We start from the raw sequence: 17,363 nt of genomic DNA, 5'->3' as shown, positions 1-17,363 counted from the left end.
CATTTACATTTACCCAAAACAAGTTAAATGTAAACATGGGGTATAGTACCAAAAAATCACTCTACCAATGGCTGGATACAAAGTTCCCCTTCATTTTTTGCTGAATTGACATAAGAACGAACATCATAAGCCTGTAAATCATCAACAGAAACAGATTGAAGGAAATCATGTACTTCTTGTGGATCACGTCTAACTGGTTCAATCCAGCTTGGTTCCATAGCTTTTGGTAAAATGACAGGCATTCTTTCATGGATTGCTTCCATAAATAGATTTGCTTTTTTCGTCAAAATAGTACAAGTAAATAAGACTTGACCATCCTTTTCCCACTTATCCCATAAACCAGCAAATGAAAATAAAGAACGCTCCTTTGTCATGATTCGCTTCGGTTTCTTAGCTGTTCCTGTTCTTTCCCATTCATAAAAGCTATCCGCTATAATTAAGCATCTTTTGTTCGCAAGCAAATGTTTGAAGCTAGGTTTTTCATGAGCCGTTTCGCTTCTAGCATTTATCATTTTATAACCTATTTTAGTATCATTTGTCCAAGAAGGTACTAAACCTCATTTCATATAGCCTGCTCTTTTTTCTTTGCCATCATGAATAATGGCAAGAACGTTCTGCCCTGGTGCTACGTTATAACGTGGTGTATAGTTCTTGATATGATGTTCTAGCCCAAATTCACTTAATATGTCAACTTCATTCGAAAGTAACGTAAAGCGACCACACATCCATTATCAACTCCACATATGAGGGTATATCCTTATTATAAGAGTCATGAACTCGGAAAATCAAACCTATTCCCTTTATGCTAACATTTTAACCATGTGGTGTGTACTTTAATAATATAAACGGAACACTTCATCACACAAAAAAATGATGTTACAATGACCACGAAAGCGAACTTAGACACAAAATTAAGGGAGAGGATGATAGGGATGCACGTAGGAAGCAAAGGCTGGTATGTTGAAGAACTGAAAAAATTAGGTGTGCGCTACTATGAAGGTCGAAAAATTGAAAAGTATAAGATCCATCGATTAGCAAACCTATTAGACGAAAAAACAGGTGAATAATTGTATGCACGAGCGGGGAGTCTCTTCTCCCTGCTTTTTTATTTTGACAACCCCATTTTCTAATAGTGTGTGTTCAAAAGGCAGGATAATTAGAAGCCAGCAGATGGGGTGGGGTAGCGCATTCGATTGGTTTTCGGACCCGTATGCGTCCTCATTGCCTGATGCGCAGCTTACCATTCAGTACTTTTGGAACATCCTCTAATAGTGCGTGTTCAAAAAGTCGACAAATTCGAACATCCTTTAATACTTTATATGAAATTAGGAAAGGATAATAACAACTAAAAAGTCCGTAATTTGCCACACCTTCCACCCCCATAAATTGTCGAAAATTCGAGAAAAGCTATAAACAGAAATATGTCATATGGAGGAAAAAATCATGTTTTCTAATGCTGAAATAGGAATAGATCTAGGTACCGCGAATATATTGGTTTACACAAAATCCAAGGGAATTGTTTTAAATGAACCTTCTGTTGTTGCAATAGACAAGCTTACAAAAAACGTTGTAGCTGTTGGGTCTGAGGCAAAGGAAATGGTCGGCAAAACGCCCAAGAATATTGTTCCAATTCGCCCACTAAAGGATGGGGTCATTGCTGATTACGATGTAACAGCACAAATGTTAAAAGAAATCCTAAAAAAAGTGAGCAAAAAAGTTGGTTTATCAATGAGAAAACCGACTGTTGTTGTTTGTACACCTTCAGGAAGTACTTCTGTAGAGCGGCGTGCCATTCATAACGCAATTAAAAGCTATGGCGCAAAGCATGTGCATCTTATTGAAGAACCCGTAGCCGCTGCGATTGGCGCTGATTTGCCGGTAGACGAACCTATTGCCAATGTAATAGTAGATATTGGCGGTGGGACAAGTGAAGTCGGCATCATTTCATTTGGCGGAATTGTGTCTTGTCAATCTGTTCGAACGGGAGGAGACAAGATGGATGAAGAAATCGTTCATTATATTCGGAAACATTACAATATTTTAATTGGGGAACGAACAGCGGAAAATGTTAAAATGGAAATAGGGTATGCACTGATCGAACATGACGAAGAATCAATGGAAGTCCGTGGAAGAGATATGGTTAGTGGTTTACCAAAAACGATCACCATTGCCTCAACTGAGATACAGCAAGCACTAAGCGAATCTCTTGAACAAATTTTACAAACCATTCAATCTACATTAGAAAGTTGTCCACCTGAGCTTAGTGGAGACATTGTAGACCATGGTGTCGTTCTTACTGGAGGAGGTGCTCTCCTTAAAGGCATGAAGGAATGGTTATCAAAAGAGCTGTCCGTTCCAGTTCATTTGGCACCAAATCCATTAGAATCTGTTGCAATTGGTACGGGTCGTGCACTCAAAATGATTAACAAACTTCAAAAAGCAGCCAAATAAGCAGATTTAAAGCATAACAGATCGTGATATGACCCCCTATCTTTTTAGGCAGTAACACTTTTCTAAAGTAGGTTTAGAAAGGTAGGGATTCTTATGTGTTTGAAAGGACAGGCTAAATGTTTATGATAAAATATCTCGATCCAAACGTTAAGGGAGTCTGATCGTATGAATCAACCATTTCAAATAGAAAAAAAAAGAAAAACCGAAATGATAGAACGAATCCAGCATTACTTTATGAATCAAAGAAATGAAGAACTAGGGGATTTAGCTGCGTCCCTTGTGCTTGATTTTTTCATGGACGAGCTCGCCCCCCTATTTTACAACCTTGGTGTAGAAGATGCACATGCCTTTTTGACAGAAAAGCTAGACGATCTGTACGAAATCCAAAGAAAGTGATCGGCCTCTTACCTTTGCTCTTTTAAATCAATGAAAAAGGTTTCTGGCCCTGTTGGAGTGGCACTTCCACCACTTGGCTCAATGCTTACTTTAAGTAATTTAAGACTACCTAAATCCGAGCCTTTATAATACACTAGAGCAGATCCGTCTTGGATGTTTAATATTTTTCCGTCCCATTTGTCATTAGTATGAACGACCCATAGCTGATAGTCCTTAGTGGAGAGTGGAGTTAACCCACCAACCTTAAGAAACAATTCATCAGTCGTATTGTTTAACCATATATCCCCACTTATTCTGTTGTCATTTGACATTGGCTCAATATTTAGACGGGTCGTGTTCGGATCGGATAAAACGTTTTCTCCCATCGCTTCGTTATTTTGCATCACAACATAAGACGGGCTATCATCACGCATTAGCTGGAACAATCCGATTACTAGTATAAAACCTGCTGTCAAACTCATTAACACAATTGCGGGTTTTTTCCAAAAAGTTTGTCTCTTTTTCCGTTTTGGCGGCAATGCTTCAATGCTGTTCATTAGTCTGCTTTTTAACTTAGGTGATGGGTTGATCTCTTTCGGTTGTGTTTCCCCACCAATTGTATCATTCCAGACCTGGAATTTAATACGACACTTTTCACATGAAAAAAGGTGGCTCTCGACTGCTTCCTTTTTCTCATTTGTTAGGTTATTTAATATGAAATCGACAATTATTTCTTCATCTACATGGTTATATTTCATGTTTTTTCTCACCTCCACTAGGTTCTGCCCAGTAAAGTAAGATATTTTGTTTCCGTAAATTTTTCAACCCATATCTGACCAAAGATTTAATAGACCCTATTGGTCGGTTAAGCGATTTTGCCATTTCACTTTGGGTTTTACCTTCAAAATAAGCACCGTAAATAACTTGTTGTTGTTCCTTTGGAATGTACTTCAGTGCTTCTAACACTGTTTCTCTTTCTAGTTGAGACAGAACAGACATTTCTGCATCTATTTCTTGCTTTGTCAACAGGTTTTCGAGTTTGTTTAGTAAAACCGGTTTTTTTCGTCGGAGCCTATCAAGGCACCTACTCCTCGTTTTAACAGCAAGCCACGCCTTTACACTTCCCTTTTCCTCTTTATATTGTTGCGGATTTTGGTAGACTTCTAGAAAAACATCATGACAAACATCCTCTGCTTCAGCTTGATCTTTTATTATACTTTTCGTAATTCGAAGGACAAACTCGACGTGTACCTCATAAAATTGATCAAAAGCTTCAAGAGAACCATTAGATATCCCTGTCAATAAGCGGATACTATTCTGCTTGTCATCCATTTGCTCCACCCTCCTATCACTCTATCTATATTTTTATCAAAAAAAACATAAAAAAACAAATCCATTTTCATATTTATTACGTATCATCTTTGAATCAATTATAAGGAGGAATTAAAAATGTGGAGAAGACTTTTATCATTTGTTCTTATTTTTAGTCTAGTAGGAGGATTGGTAGGAGCACAAAATACATATGCTGCTGGGTCTCTTACCTTATACACACCGTATACCGGTTTATCGGTAACACCTGGTGAAACGATTACCTATAATGTGGACGTTATCAATAATGGCAGCAACATCCAAAATGCCACATTCGATGTACAAAACTTACCAAAAGGTTGGGAGTACACGATAACTTCTGGTGGGAATAACGTCAAACAGCTATCCATACAACCTAGTAGTCAGCAACAAATTATGCTAGAAGTAACAGTCCCATTGAAAGTAGAAAAGGCAGAATATAATTTTGATCTTACTGCAAGTGCAAACGGCGGAGAAAGTACAAACTTGCCAATTCTTGTGAATGTTTCGGAAAAAGGAACATTTAAAACAGAGCTTACAACGGATCAGCCAAATCTAGAGGGCAGTTCAGATTCAAATTTTTCTTACACAGCCACTTTAAAAAATCGCACAGCTGAAAAACAAAATTATGCACTAAATTCCCAACCTCCAAAAGGATGGAATGTCGAATTCAAAGTCGACGGTAAAAGCGTTACCTCTGTTAGCTTAGAACCAAACGGATCAAAAGATATAGACATCAACATTACACCAGCGAAAAACGCAAAAGCGGACACATATCAAATACCAATTAAAGCTGCAACAAGTTCTACATCTGCTGACTTACAGATCGAGTCTGTTATCACTGGCACGTACGGATTAAACTTAACCACCCCTACTGGCAAATTAAGCACAGATATTACTGCTGGGGGAGATAAAACGATTAAATTCGTGGTTGAAAATAGTGGTTCGGCTAATTTAACCAACATTAAACTAAGTGCATCTGCACCACCTAATTGGAAAACGGAATTTGATACAGATACCATTCAGAAATTAGAAGCAGGGCAAAAAACAACCGTTCAAGCAACGATCACAGCTCCTGATGACACGATTGCTGGGGATTATGTGACAACCTTTACCGCAGGAACAGCCGAATCTTCATCAGATGCAACATTTCGTATTTCAGTGGAAACATCTACCTTATGGGGCTTTATCGGTGTTCTCATTATCTTAGCAGTATTAGGCGGGCTATATTATATATTTAGAAAATATGGGAGGAGATAACCCGTGGAAGAGCCAATCATCGAACTGGAAGGGCTAACAAAAAATTATGATGGCCACCCCGCCGTAGATCAGTTATCCTTGACAATTCGCAAAGGAGAAATTTTTGGTTTGTTAGGTCCAAATGGAGCTGGGAAATCAACTTCGATTTTAATGATGCTAGGCTTGAGTGAACCAACTAGCGGCATGGTGACCGTTTGTGGCCTCAATTCAACTAGGAATCCACTAGATGTAAAACGAAGGGTTGGATATTTACCTGATGACTTAGGTTTTTATCAACAAATGACTGGACTTGAAAACCTTTTATACACAGCATCTTTAAATGGAATTCCTAAGAAAATAGCAGACGAACGAGCACATGACCTATTGAAACAGGTTGGACTATCAGATGCAGCTGACAAAAAGACTGGAAAATATTCTAGAGGAATGAAGCAAAGACTTGGTCTTGCAGACGTATTGATCAAAGATCCTGAAGTTATTATTTTAGATGAGCCTACACTGGGAATTGATCCAGAGGGCGTTCGTGAATTACTACATCTAATTAAACAGCTAAACGAACAGCAGAACATAACTGTCTTACTGTCATCGCACCAGCTCCATCAAGTGCAGCAGGTCTGTGACCGTGTAGGGATTTTTGTTAGAGGAAAGCTTTTGGCAGAAGGTAATTTAGATAGTCTAGCAAAACAGCTTTTTTTTAAGGATTCATACGTCGTTAGTGTGGAGGCAACCCCAATAAGTGAAGCTTTAATTGAAGCTATTAATCAATTAAGCGAAGTAAACCGGGTAGAACATATTACCAACACCAAACTTGATATATATTGCCAAAGTGACATCACACCTGTTATTGCTCAAAAAATGCTAGAACATAGCGCTTCTATCTATCATATTAGCAAAAAGAACTATGGATTAGATGAAATTTACCATCGTTACTTTGAAGGGCGTGAGTCAATTGAAACTACCTAAGCTTAGTGTATTAAAAGAAAAAGTAGAGCCGTTGGGGAAAGTGGAGGTTTCGCCCAAACTACAGGAAGTGTCCGCATTCTTCTCCATCGTTCGTAAAGAATTCACAGATTATATCTTAAGCTGGAGAATCATTATTCTTTTAGCCATCATCGCATTAACTAGTTTAGGGTCTTTGTACACTGCAATTTCAACTATTAAGGATACGTTATCGCAATCAAGTGACGCTCAAGAAATAGCAAAGAGCTCCTACTTATTTTTAAAACTATTTACCGTTTCTGATGGTACGCTACCACCTTTTATTACGTTTGTTACATTTCTAGGCCCCTTGTTAGGAATTTCTTTAGGATTTGATGCTATTAATTCCGAACGAAACAAAGGAACACTGTCACGGCTAATGGCACAACCGATCCCAAGAGACTATGTGCTAAATGCTAAATTTGTCGCAGCGCTCCTTATAAACATTGTTTTGTTCTTCACACTTGGTTTTCTCGTGATGGGACTAGGTATTTTAATTATCGGGATTCCTCCTAGCTTTGAGGAGTTCATGCGGATCATTTATTTCTTAATTCTTTGTATTGCCTATATCTCATTTTGGCTAAACCTTGGCATTCTATTCTCGGTTCAATTCAAGCAAGCTGCTACTTCAGCATTATCTGGGATTGCTGTGTGGATTTTCTTCAGTCTATTTTATTCGATGATCATTAATGTGATTACGAAAGGGATTATGACATCAGAATCTCTTACTAGTACAGAGGATTACCTAAGCAAACAAGGATTCATTTTGAATTTAATGCGACTTTCACCGAACTATCTATTTAGTGAATCAACAACAACGCTACTTTCACCATCTGTCAGAAGCCTTGGGCCACTCACAATGGAACAAACTGCTGGTGCTGTTGCTGGACCGCTTCCATTAAGCCAGAGTTTATTATTGATTTGGCCACAATTGACAGGATTAATCGCAGCAACACTAATCTGTTTTGCTATCTCTTATATTTTGTTTATGCGTCAGGAAATTCGGACGAACTAGGAAAGATTACTTTCAATAAATTTCAATTGCCAGTTTGCTACTAAAATAGCAGGCTGGCCTTTTATTAGTGGATGTCAAGAAGTCCAATCTATAACATAAAATAGGATTACTATAATTGTGGCACGAGGTATATGAACTACTTCATCCCCATGGTGTGTTTCATTCGATAGATATCTTTTTTGTTACTCCATAATTCGTCCTTCAAAACATCAAATGTGACTTCAACATTTTTAAACAGTTCTTTTATTTCACCAAATTCTCTTGCATTTTCAACTCTCATGGAATGCAATTCCGCTTTTGTTTCATCTTGCCCTGTTCTTAAAGCAGATAACACCCAACCATGTTCTTTGAATTGTTGACTGTGTTCGTTTAGTTGTTGGCTGTGATCCGTCAATAGTTGACTATGTTCGTTTAAGAATTCACTATGCTCTTGCAATGTTTCCGTATGTTGATTTAAGATTTTGCTATGCTCTTGCAATGTTTCCGTATGTTGGTTTAAGATTTCACTATGCTCTTGCAATGTTTCCGTATGTTGGTTTAAGATTTCACTATGCTCTTGCAATGTTTCCGTATGTTGGTTTAAGATTTCACTATGCTCTTGCAATGTTTCCGTATGTTGGTTTAATATTTTGCTATGCTCTTGCAATATGCCTTTAATTTCGGAAAGTGCATCTAGAATTTGTTCTTCCACTTATTTGACCCCCCTTCTCTATTTTATTATACATTACATCCCAACTTTCGACAAAGAAGGAATTCCTCTTTTTAACGGCTATTGTTTGTTCTAATTTTTATAAATGAGGAAAGTATACACGAGTTTTTTGACAATATTTTCATTGATAACAAAATTCCAGAAAATCTTCGCCTAGATAATAGCCCCTACACATGTTACCATTTACATAGTTTTGAAAAATAAACGCATTGTAAAATGAGGGGGTATTTTTTTGAAGAATCCATACGTTTTACTTTTATTTACCACTATATTTTACTCTGGCAATTTATTAGTAGGAAAACCAGTATCAAACGAGATACCTCCTCTTACGCTTACACTATTTCGTTTTATTATCGCTTTTTTCGTAGTACTACCTTTAGGGTTTAAAGAATGGAGAAACAATCCTGCATTGTGGAAAAAGGAATGGAAGCCACTACTTGCACTTTCTTTAACGGGGCTTGTTTTCTTCAACGTCCTAGTCTATTTATCATTGAATTACACCACCCCAGTTAATGCCGCGATTGTTGAATCGTCTACACCGATATTTGCGCTCTTATTAGGATTTATCTTGTATAAAGAAAAATTCACTAAGATTCAACTTTTTGGCGTTTCACTGTCACTGATTGGTGTATTCACTGTAATTACAAAAGGATCACTAGATGTCATTTTAAATTTATCGTTCAACCCTGGAGATTTAACAATGCTACTTGCAATGGTTGTTTGGTCTATCTATTCCATATTTGTCAAACAGCATAATCATAAATTCCCCACTTATGGGGCATTGCTTGTTATGATAATGTCTTCCTTTGTTTTTCTCATTCCTATGGCCACGATTGAATATACACAACTGGGATCGATCACCTGGTCTCCGTCTGTAATATTAGGTCTGCTTTACTTAGGAATTTTTCCATCTGTTGTTGCACTAATAGCTTGGAATACCGCAGTTAATCAACTCGGGCCATCTCAGTCCTCCATCTTTTTGAATTTTATACCTGTATTTACGATGATTGGCGCAGTTTTATTCCTTGGTGAGCCTATTAAAATTTTACAATTAATCGGGGCAATAATGGTCATCTCAGGCGTTATGATCACTACAAGTAAACGTGCAAGGCTAGAACAAACAAAGGTTAAGGCAAGTTAAAAAAGTCTTATTTCAATTTAAGCCAAGCATATAACCTCTTGCTTGGCTTATCATTTCCCACCACCCTTTTTTTGTAATTTCACCAATATTACTTTTAGCAGGCCCTCAGACAATTCCACTCGAAAGCATTTTTTATCAAATTAAGTTAAGCATATTTTTTTCCATTTAAAGCAAACTTTAAATAGATCTATTTTAGAAGGAGGTACATACATGGCATTAAATGTTACGCAAAAATTAATTCAAGACCATCTTGTTGCTGGTCAAATGACTCCAGGAGAAGAAATTGGTTTGAAAATTGACCAAACTCTAACACAAGATGCAACGGGGACGATGGTAATGCTAGAGCTTGAAGCAATGGGGCTTGACCATGCTAAAACAGAGGCATCTGCCCAATATGTCGATCATAATGTCATTCAAGTGGATAATAAAAATCCTGATGACCATTTGTTTTTACAAAGCGCAAGTCGCCGCTTCGGAATTCATTACAGTCGTCCTGGTAACGGGGTTAGTCATCCTGTTCATATGCAACGACTTGCACAGCCAGGTAAAACCTTGCTTGGAGCAGATAGTCATACGTGCGCCAATGGTTGCATGGGAATGCTAGCGATGGGAGCTGGCGGCATTGATGTTGCAATGGCTATCGCAGGTGAGCCCTTTTATGTGAAAATGCCAAAGGTCTGGGGAATTGAGGTTACTGGTGATCTACCCGATTGGGTAAGTGCTAAAGATATCATCCTTGAACTATTACGTCGTCACGATGTAAAAGGTGGCGTAGGGCGTGTTATTGAATATTATGGCCCTGGGTTAAACAGTTTGAGTGCCATGGATCGCCATGTTATTGCAAATATGGGTGCCGAGCTTGGAGCAACGGGAACTGTTTTTCCATCTGACAATGAAATTAAACGCTTTTTGAAAGAACAGGAACGAGAAGATGATTGGATTGAGCTTAAGGCGGATAAGGGGGCAACTTATGACCTCCATGAGGAATTGAACTTATCTGAACTAGAGCCATTGATTGCAAAGCCCTCTAGTCCAGGAAATGTTGTACCAGTAAAGGATATAGCAGGAACTCCAATCTACCAATCGTATGTTGGTTCATCTGCAAATCCAGGTTACCGTGATTTTGCTGTTGCAGCTGAAATCGTTAAAAATAAACAAATCGCAAATGGGATATCATTTGATATTAACCCTACTTCAAGGCAAGTGTTAACCGACCTTGTTAAAGAAGGACATATCGGAAGTCTGTTGCAAGCAGGCGCGCGACTCCATCAAGCAGGTTGTAATGGCTGTATCGGAATGGGACAAGCACCAGCTACAGGGAGAAATAGTTTACGGACTACGCCTCGTAATTTCCCTGGTCGGTCAGGCACAAAAGAAGACAGTGTATTTTTGTGTAGTCCTGAAACAGCTGCTGCCTCTGCATTGACGGGTGAAATAACGGATCCACGAACTCTTGAAATAGATTATCCAAATATTCAAGATCCAAAAAAACCTACGATTGATATCAATTTATTGGAGAAACCTCTTTCTCTTGAGGAGGCACGAGAGATTGAATTGTATAAAGGACCAAATATTGCCTCCATTCCAGAAATGGATCAACTTCCAGATCAACTAGAAGTTCCAATTTTGCTTAAAATGGGAGACAATATATCTACAGACGAAATTTTAGCTGGAGGTGCACGTGTACTCCCTTTCCGAAGTAACCTACCGGAAATAAGTAAATTTGCATTTGAGATTATCGATGAATCCTATTACGATCGTGGAATGAAATCACGAGATCAAAGCGGGCATGCCATTGTAGCAGGATTTAACTATGGCCAAGGCTCCAGTCGTGAGCACGCCGCACTTGCACCAAGGCATTTAGGACTCCGAGTAGCTTTAGTAAAAGATTTTGCAAGAATCCATTGGCAAAACCTTGTTAACTTTGGGATTCTTCCTATTACATTTGTACAAGAAAAAGATTATGACTCCCTTGAGCAAGGAGATGTTTTACTGTTATCTGATTTAAGAAAAACAATTCAGCAAGCAAAAGAATTTACTGTAGAAGTCAAGGGGAAAAATAAGAGAATCCCCGTCCAACTCGCATTGTCAGGACGGCAAATCGACATGATGCTAAAAGGCGGGCTTATTAATTGGGTAAAAGATCGGCAAAAAAATCAAGTATAAATGGAGGGATAGATGTGGTCGATAGAAGAGAAAACACTTGCAAGGCATGTGAAGGAACTGGGATGCTTGCCGATGATGAAGAATGGCAATATACGTGTACCGTTTGTGGCGGTGATGGTATTTTTCACCCAGGAGATCGGGCCGAGCCATCGGGATTGATCAATGTGGATGAAAACAACCGCATGTTAGATTGATAAAAGTAATGGTATTGTGAAAATAATGTATTAATGTTCGCTAAAATACCAAACAAATGAATCAAGACAATTGAATGAAACGCATGGATACTTTATAAGTATCCATGCGTTTCTATTTTTATTGTTATTAACATGTTATATTTTCTATAATCTACATTTTTATACATTCCCACAGTATAAGCTCAACCACTGAAATTGTTTCTAACGTTTGTAGAGAAGTATTTTAGTGTATCTGTGAATTATAGTAACCAATGTTCGATTGCACGTGCAACCCCATCTTCTTCATTCGTATTTGTTACCCAATCAGCTGCTTCCTTCACCTTTTCTTGTGCATTTCCCATGGCAATCCCTAGACCTGCTTCTTCAATCATTTTTATATCATTCAGACTATCCCCCATAGCCATAACCTTATCCAAAGTGATACCCATTCGGCTGCACACTTTTTCGAGCGCACGCGCTTTATTGATCCCCACCGCGTTTATTTCAATATTAGTTGGACTTGAGTTGCTTAATTCAAGAAACTCATTATCTCGCAGCTCCTCTAGTATTCTATCTTTGATCTCTTGATTATCGGTATTAAAACCAAATTTCAACCATTTGTGAGATTCTAAATCAGCAGGGAACTTACCTCTCCATACGTTTTCCGTGGAGGTAATCCATGCGATCGTTTGATATTTTTCATTCAATTCAACAAGCTTTTTTATTGAATCTAAATCAATCAACTGACGGTCGATTAATTCACCTTTTGTTGTCCATATTTCACTCCCATTTACAGTAATTAAATAAGAGGATAAATTTAGCTCCTTTGCATACTCCCTACTTGTCATAATATGACGTCCTGTAGAAAGAACCACCTCAACTCCACGTTCACGTACTTTATTAATAGCTTGACGATTTGCTGCGGAAACTTCTTCTTTCGAATTCAATAACGTACCATCCATATCTAAAGCGATAAGCTCTATACTCATACTATACGACTCCCTTTATAAACGATTCCTTATTCATTATACGGAATATTTCAATCTCTTTCCATGTTTGAATGACTGAATTTAAAGTTTGACAACTATGTTCTTGTATGGTAATATAACTATTTGTAAATCATTATGTAACTAAAAAAGGTAAAGATTATTGGCGTTCTGCTTATGTTTTCAGTAAGACTTATTCACACTGGATCGACTTCGGAGTCGTAAGGACGTAAGAGAGGTAGGGCTTACGTCGTGTAGGTAAAAACCAGGTGGAATTAAACCGCGGCATTTATTAGTTTAAAATTGAATTGATTTTTACATGAACATATATGTTACAATGATAAGAAGGGTGTCTTGAGTTATTTCAAGGCACCCTTTTCCAATTTTGTGGATCCTATTTAACAGGTATAAACTACTCTTACATCAAGTTCTGCTTTTGTAAAATATTACAACTTGGCGACGTTATGATCAAGATCTATACTAGATATTAGGTAAGAGGTTGGAGCCACTTCCCAATAAAGGGGATTACAAAATGGATTATCTAAGTGATGATTTATTAGTTGAGGTATTCATCAAGGCGATCGCGTTAAGAACTGACTGTGGATTAATTAGCACGTTAGAAAAAGAGATTAAAGAAAGAGAAATTGATATCGAGGATTTTTTAAAAGGAGAATACAAACCGATTAAAACTCCATCGATAACGAACTTTTCACGGGGCTTATGACTAGCCCTTCCTCATTAGTCTATCTTATAGTGTTGGAGTAAACGTTTGTGACAAAAACGACCTCAGTTCGTTATCTTTAACCCTCTGCTTAATAATGCACTTTCCAATATCCTAACGAACTCTCTGTCTAATCCAAGTTCTTTTGCTTTCTTATAGCCTTCTATTAGTTTTTGATCTGACAAATTTTCAAACAATAATATCACCCTTAACTTACATAAGTTGAAAGAAAAATAAAATCCATCCTCATAAAAGGGATGTGCTTAGATAATTATCTATGAAGTCAAATATATTTCACAGGATCCAATATTTGTGTCTATTTCACAACAATTCTTCCAATATTACTATTTTTTCATGAATTAGGTTTATTTTTAAAACCAATAGGTAATATTGCTTGTGAGGAAATTCCTATCTCATTTACCATCCAAATCCCTTCTCACTAAGCAAAAGAAGATCACAGACACACACATTTGTTCTTTTTCATTTATTAACAATTTTACACCAATATTTATAGTATATCAATATTTCGATTAAATAATATTAGTAGTATCTTCGATTAATATATGAATTAGGTGTATATTTACAGTAGTTTCTCTAAACCGAAAACTGAGGTGAAGCATCCATGACTGAAAGAGTAATGTCCAAGGTCATAGGGGAGCGAATTCGAAAATTACGAAAGGAGCGGGGATTGAGCCAAGAAGAATTGGCTCATTTATCATCTTTGCACCCGACATACATAGGTCAATTAGAAAGAGGAGAAAAAAATGCTACGATTGACACCATAGAAAAGGTGACAAAAGCACTAGAGATTTCACTCGAAGAACTTTTTCGATTTGCAACCCTTAATGACCGCGAAAGCGAGAAAGTCGAACAGCTAAAACGATTGTTACATCGAATTAGCGAGGATGACCAAGACACAATCATGAAGATTATCAATGTCATGCTGGAATGGAAGGACAGAACTCGGAATCATAAATAATTTCATCTAAATTTTTACCATCTCAATTACTAATTAGAACTGTTTTATGAATTGAATTAACGTTTCTTAATATGTAGGTAGAACAGGTCAACACATTTGCATGTTAAGAAACGTTTTTAATTGTACTTGTGGATTCCCATATTAGCTATTGATTAAACATATTTTTCTGCTTTTCGAGCTTGTGGAAAAGTTAACTTATCCACAAGCTCTTATTTCCATTTATTTTATCTTGAAAAATGGTTCTTCGCTGTTGTACTGATTAAGAATTTAACTAAATTAGGGCACAATCACCCCTGCCCCATTGAAGATACTTTTATGGAATTATTTAACTGGAAATGTATTATTCAAGATGATGAACGTTATGAAACATCTTCACCCAGTAGGATAAACGAATTTGGTTCTCATATTTTGCTAAAAAAAGAACTTGGAACATTGGCTTCAAACCGCATCAGTTCGCCTTTTGTCGGATGCAAAAAGGCTAATACTTTTGCGTGGAGTCCCAATCGACCAATAGGGTTTAATTTGGAGCCATATTTTTTATCCCCGACAATCGGATGGCCTAAATCTTGCATATGGACACGTATTTGATTTTTTCTACCCGTTTCTAATTGCACCTCTAATAAGGAAAATTGTTTATTCGTTTGCTTTACTTTGTAATGGGTAACAGCTAACTGTCCACCATTTTTGTCTGGGCTTGAATACATTTTGTGTGTGCTACTTTCTTTCAACCAAGAAGATATAGTCCCCTCTGGTTTCTTCATCTGTCCTTCCACAAGAGCTACGTATGTACGCTCCTGGACTATGTCCTTCCAGGAATTCTGTAGTTTCCGCTTTACAGACTCCTTTTTTGCAAACATCATCACACCTGAAGTATCCCGATCAAGGCGATGGACGACAAAAATTCGGTTGCTTGGATTTTCTCTGCGAACGTGATTCATGAGCTGACGATAGGCAGTCATTGTCTTTTCATTAGGCGATGAAATAGACAAAAGCCCTGCCTCCTTGTTAATGACAATTATATCTTCATCCTCGTGTAGGATAGTAAGATCCATTAGTGAGGCCTCTTTTACTACTTTATTTTTATAGATAGTCACGGCCTGTCCTGGTTGAAGCGAATAATCGTATGCTGTTTGTACCTCATTGTCAACTGATACTTGCCCGCGTGTCAGCATAGACTTAACAGAGTTACGGCCGCGATTTATAACTTCTAATAAAAAAGGTAGTAGTTCAACTGGCTCTTTGACCTTATATGTAAGAGATTTATTCGTTTGATTACTCGTACCTTTCTTATGTCCATACATGCTTTTTTACCTCCTAAAATTAATCCTTATTGCTCATATTCTACCAGAAATACGGGGAATTATAGGGATTTCGTGAAACGGCCTCAGGATATTAAATAGTAAAAGTGGGAGAATACTAATAATCATGTAAAGTTGGAGGGTACTAAATGACAGGAAAAGAACAGCTTAGGAAACAAATGAATAATGTAAAACAAGAAACAGACAGTTCTGCTGTTATGAATGATGTAATGGACAGTGAATTTGAGCAATTTCCAGGACAGAACGAAAAACGTACAGAGAATAACACCCTTTCCCCTCTTGAGGAAGAGGTTGTCACAAATAATACAGATAGGAAAACATGGAACACACAAAAAGATAGTTGATGGGAATTCTACGTTAAGCTATATGAATTTTTAATCGAGTTTGTATTTCAAAAGCAGTTAGATTGGCTTGACCAGTCCAACTGCTTTTAAAACTAATTATTCATCATCCTCGTTATACTCGTTTAAATAATTATTCTCACCAGGGGTATAGGAAACGTTCCGCAAGTTAAATTCTTCCTGACCAGGATAGGTTATTTGATGTTCGATGTCTTTGATATCTACATATTCTTTTTTCGTTTTACGAGCATAGGAGAACTTTCTACTTTCATCCATATTAAACCAACTCCTTAGAATCTAGCCCTTAGAACCTGGTCCTTCCTTTGGACGATTGTGATTGCTTCGATTAAAAATTTCCTCTTGTTCAGGTATGCTTTCTTTTGGTGTTTTATTATTTGTGAGTGCTGCATGTTTTTGCCCTCTTCGTTTCCGCATAGGACTCCTCCTTTACACTTCTTTATTGATAGTTTGTGGAGAAGTACTATAGATAGCCAAGGAAATTTTTACATGTTAATGATACGTAATTAGTTAGGTAAGAAATCAAAAGTTGGAATCAAAAAAAATCGGCGAAAAATAACCGATTTAATTTGCACATGAATTTTAGTATTAATTTTAACCTACTACTAAATGTTACGACATCCATTTCGGCGGAGTATTCTTATCCCAATAAATTTCTCCAATAGAATGATGTTTTTCAAAACCATCCTTGCTTAAATGATAATGGAAATTGAACCAGTAACCTTCTCCTGGTCGATTATCACGTCTAATATGGAACCTGGCGACATCCTTTTTTGTTCGAAAATCATATATATCAAAAATCTTTTCACCATATCCTGGTGTCGGTTGTTCAGTAATTGCATAATATGGAATATTTTCGTTACCGACTTCTGCTAAGATCGCTTCAATAGCTTCTTCCATGTTCGGTAAAATACTGCTCATAAAGTCTTCATCAACCTGTCCTGCGATTCGAGGTCCTAGTTTAGAAATGGACTGCTCTTTTACTTGTTCTTTTATTACGCTAATAAAGGAGTTACTTACATCATTTTGTTCAATTTTTTCTTCATCAATTACAACATCCGCATGCTCACTGGCATCAGAATCCTCTTTTGGAGAAAATACTTCATTGCTCTCAGCCGCATCTGTATATATATAGTTCGGTGGGACATACATCCCTAACGTTACAAATGTAATAAGGAAAACAAATATTTTTCTCATCCAAAGCTGCATATAAATTTCTCCCCAAAGTAGTTTTCTGCCTTCACTTTATTTTACCATTTTACGGGGAGATGTCTATAAAACTACTAATTTTTATTAAAAAATAGGAGCGAAATGAAGACTGCAAAAGGATAAATATCGCAAACATATCACTTATGGATAATTTATCTTAAATTGATATTTGTTTTAT

Annotated in this window: 22 protein-coding genes and 1 pseudogene; 12 read left to right on the top strand and 11 right to left on the bottom strand. The window is 37.2% G+C overall.

The genetic code is table 11. The annotated features are described in order from the left end of the window. Positions 1-56 precede the first annotated feature (56 nt). Positions 57-725, bottom strand: a pseudogene (locus NC797_RS12115) (SOS response-associated peptidase). A 207-nt stretch (positions 726-932) separates the two neighbouring features. Between NC797_RS12115 and NC797_RS12110 the strand changes: the two are divergent. After that, positions 933-1,067, top strand: a complete 135-nt coding sequence (locus tag NC797_RS12110) for a YflJ family protein (protein ID WP_272437052.1) — start codon at positions 933-935, stop codon at positions 1,065-1,067. 151 nt (positions 1,068-1,218) lie between these two features. Here NC797_RS12110 and NC797_RS12105 read toward each other — a convergent pair whose 3' ends face one another. After that, positions 1,219-1,368 (bottom strand): hypothetical protein, encoded by a 150-nt coding sequence (locus tag NC797_RS12105; RefSeq protein ID WP_272437051.1) that lies wholly within the window; start codon positions 1,366-1,368, stop codon positions 1,219-1,221. Positions 1,369-1,443: 75 nt separating this feature from the next. Here NC797_RS12105 and mreBH point away from each other — a divergent pair, with 75 nt between their 5' ends. Both mreBH and NC797_RS12095 read left to right on the top strand, forming a co-directional pair. Further along, the gene (gene mreBH, locus NC797_RS12100) at positions 1,444-2,451 is read left to right on the top strand and encodes a rod-share determining protein MreBH (protein ID WP_272437050.1); all 1,008 of its coding nucleotides are present in this window, start codon (positions 1,444-1,446) and stop codon (positions 2,449-2,451) included. Positions 2,452-2,616: 165 nt separating this feature from the next. Beyond that, positions 2,617-2,847: a DUF2164 domain-containing protein gene (locus tag NC797_RS12095; RefSeq protein ID WP_272437049.1), complete on the top strand. Its 231-nt coding sequence runs from the start codon at positions 2,617-2,619 to the stop codon at positions 2,845-2,847. Between the two features lie 8 nt (positions 2,848-2,855). Here NC797_RS12095 and NC797_RS12090 read toward each other — a convergent pair whose 3' ends face one another. Beyond that, on the bottom strand, positions 2,856-3,584 hold the full coding sequence (locus NC797_RS12090) for an anti-sigma factor (RefSeq protein ID WP_272437048.1): 729 nt from the start codon (positions 3,582-3,584) through the stop codon (positions 2,856-2,858). Next, the gene (locus tag NC797_RS12085; protein WP_272437047.1) at positions 3,574-4,158 is read right to left on the bottom strand and encodes an RNA polymerase sigma factor; all 585 of its coding nucleotides are present in this window, start codon (positions 4,156-4,158) and stop codon (positions 3,574-3,576) included. The genes NC797_RS12090 and NC797_RS12085 overlap by 11 nt, the downstream gene beginning before the upstream one ends. 117 nt (positions 4,159-4,275) lie before the next feature. Between NC797_RS12085 and NC797_RS12080 the strand changes: the two genes are divergently transcribed. From NC797_RS12080 to NC797_RS12070, 3 genes are read left to right on the top strand one after another with little or no spacing between them, the layout of a single operon-like run. Further along, positions 4,276-5,433: a COG1470 family protein gene (locus tag NC797_RS12080; protein WP_272437046.1), complete on the top strand. Its 1,158-nt coding sequence runs from the start codon at positions 4,276-4,278 to the stop codon at positions 5,431-5,433. A 3-nt stretch (positions 5,434-5,436) separates the two neighbouring features. Then, positions 5,437-6,393, top strand: coding sequence for an ABC transporter ATP-binding protein (locus NC797_RS12075; RefSeq protein WP_272437045.1), 957 nt, complete (start codon positions 5,437-5,439; stop codon positions 6,391-6,393). Beyond that, positions 6,380-7,423 (top strand): ABC transporter permease, encoded by a 1,044-nt coding sequence (locus NC797_RS12070; RefSeq protein WP_272437044.1) that lies wholly within the window; start codon positions 6,380-6,382, stop codon positions 7,421-7,423. The genes NC797_RS12075 and NC797_RS12070 overlap by 14 nt, the downstream gene beginning before the upstream one ends. A 136-nt stretch (positions 7,424-7,559) precedes the next feature. On the opposite strand, the gene NC797_RS12065 is transcribed toward NC797_RS12070, so the two are convergent. Then, positions 7,560-8,114 (bottom strand): hypothetical protein, encoded by a 555-nt coding sequence (locus NC797_RS12065; RefSeq protein ID WP_272437043.1) that lies wholly within the window; start codon positions 8,112-8,114, stop codon positions 7,560-7,562. Positions 8,115-8,364: 250 nt separating this feature from the next. Here NC797_RS12065 and NC797_RS12060 point away from each other — a divergent pair, with 250 nt between their 5' ends. From NC797_RS12060 to NC797_RS12050, 3 genes are all read left to right on the top strand, one after another. Then, complete coding sequence (locus NC797_RS12060) at positions 8,365-9,273, top strand: DMT family transporter (protein WP_272437042.1); 909 nt, start codon at positions 8,365-8,367, stop codon at positions 9,271-9,273. 210 nt (positions 9,274-9,483) lie between these two features. Continuing rightward, positions 9,484-11,439: an aconitate hydratase gene (locus tag NC797_RS12055; RefSeq protein ID WP_272437041.1), complete on the top strand. Its 1,956-nt coding sequence runs from the start codon at positions 9,484-9,486 to the stop codon at positions 11,437-11,439. Between the two features lie 14 nt (positions 11,440-11,453). Continuing rightward, entirely contained in the window at positions 11,454-11,633 is a 180-nt protein-coding gene (locus NC797_RS12050; RefSeq protein ID WP_272437040.1) for a hypothetical protein, read from the top strand. 239 nt (positions 11,634-11,872) lie between these two features. On the opposite strand, the gene NC797_RS12045 is transcribed toward NC797_RS12050, so the two are convergent. Continuing rightward, positions 11,873-12,601, bottom strand: coding sequence for a Cof-type HAD-IIB family hydrolase (locus NC797_RS12045; RefSeq protein WP_272437039.1), 729 nt, complete (start codon positions 12,599-12,601; stop codon positions 11,873-11,875). A 529-nt stretch (positions 12,602-13,130) separates the two neighbouring features. Between NC797_RS12045 and sda (NC797_RS12040) the strand changes: the two genes are divergently transcribed. Next, positions 13,131-13,322 (top strand): sporulation histidine kinase inhibitor Sda, encoded by a 192-nt coding sequence (sda, locus tag NC797_RS12040; RefSeq protein WP_272437038.1) that lies wholly within the window; start codon positions 13,131-13,133, stop codon positions 13,320-13,322. Between the two features lie 62 nt (positions 13,323-13,384). On the opposite strand, the gene sda (NC797_RS12035) is transcribed toward sda (NC797_RS12040), so the two are convergent. Next, on the bottom strand, positions 13,385-13,516 hold the full coding sequence (gene sda / locus NC797_RS12035) for a sporulation histidine kinase inhibitor Sda (protein WP_272437037.1): 132 nt from the start codon (positions 13,514-13,516) through the stop codon (positions 13,385-13,387). Positions 13,517-13,941: 425 nt separating this feature from the next. Between sda (NC797_RS12035) and NC797_RS12030 the strand changes: the two genes are divergently transcribed. After that, complete coding sequence (locus tag NC797_RS12030; RefSeq protein WP_272437036.1) at positions 13,942-14,298, top strand: helix-turn-helix domain-containing protein; 357 nt, start codon at positions 13,942-13,944, stop codon at positions 14,296-14,298. A gap of 401 nt (positions 14,299-14,699) precedes the next feature. Here NC797_RS12030 and NC797_RS12025 read toward each other — a convergent pair whose 3' ends face one another. Next, a complete protein-coding gene (locus tag NC797_RS12025) occupies positions 14,700-15,599 on the bottom strand; it encodes an RluA family pseudouridine synthase (protein ID WP_272437035.1) in 900 nt (299 codons plus the stop codon). 146 nt (positions 15,600-15,745) lie between these two features. Here NC797_RS12025 and NC797_RS12020 point away from each other — a divergent pair, with 146 nt between their 5' ends. Beyond that, positions 15,746-15,961 carry a hypothetical protein gene (locus tag NC797_RS12020; RefSeq protein ID WP_272437034.1) on the top strand — a complete coding sequence of 72 codons (216 nt, stop codon included), beginning with the start codon at positions 15,746-15,748 and terminating at the stop codon, positions 15,959-15,961. Positions 15,962-16,057: 96 nt separating this feature from the next. Here NC797_RS12020 and NC797_RS12015 read toward each other — a convergent pair whose 3' ends face one another. The 3 genes from NC797_RS12015 to NC797_RS12005 form a co-directional block, all read right to left on the bottom strand. Further along, positions 16,058-16,234 carry a hypothetical protein gene (locus NC797_RS12015; protein WP_272437033.1) on the bottom strand — a complete coding sequence of 59 codons (177 nt, stop codon included), beginning with the start codon at positions 16,232-16,234 and terminating at the stop codon, positions 16,058-16,060. Between the two features lie 21 nt (positions 16,235-16,255). Continuing rightward, the gene (locus NC797_RS12010; RefSeq protein WP_272437032.1) at positions 16,256-16,393 is read right to left on the bottom strand and encodes a hypothetical protein; all 138 of its coding nucleotides are present in this window, start codon (positions 16,391-16,393) and stop codon (positions 16,256-16,258) included. 195 nt (positions 16,394-16,588) lie between these two features. Then, the gene (locus NC797_RS12005; RefSeq protein ID WP_272437031.1) at positions 16,589-17,185 is read right to left on the bottom strand and encodes a YpjP family protein; all 597 of its coding nucleotides are present in this window, start codon (positions 17,183-17,185) and stop codon (positions 16,589-16,591) included. Between the last annotated feature and the right edge of the window lie 178 nt (positions 17,186-17,363).

It is taken from the genome of Terrihalobacillus insolitus (assembly GCF_028416575.1).
In the GTDB taxonomy this organism is placed as follows: Bacteria; Bacillota; Bacilli; order Bacillales; family Amphibacillaceae; genus Terrihalobacillus; species Terrihalobacillus insolitus.
Note: the sequence above shows the minus strand (reverse complement) of the source record. Positions and strands in the feature narration are given on the sequence as shown.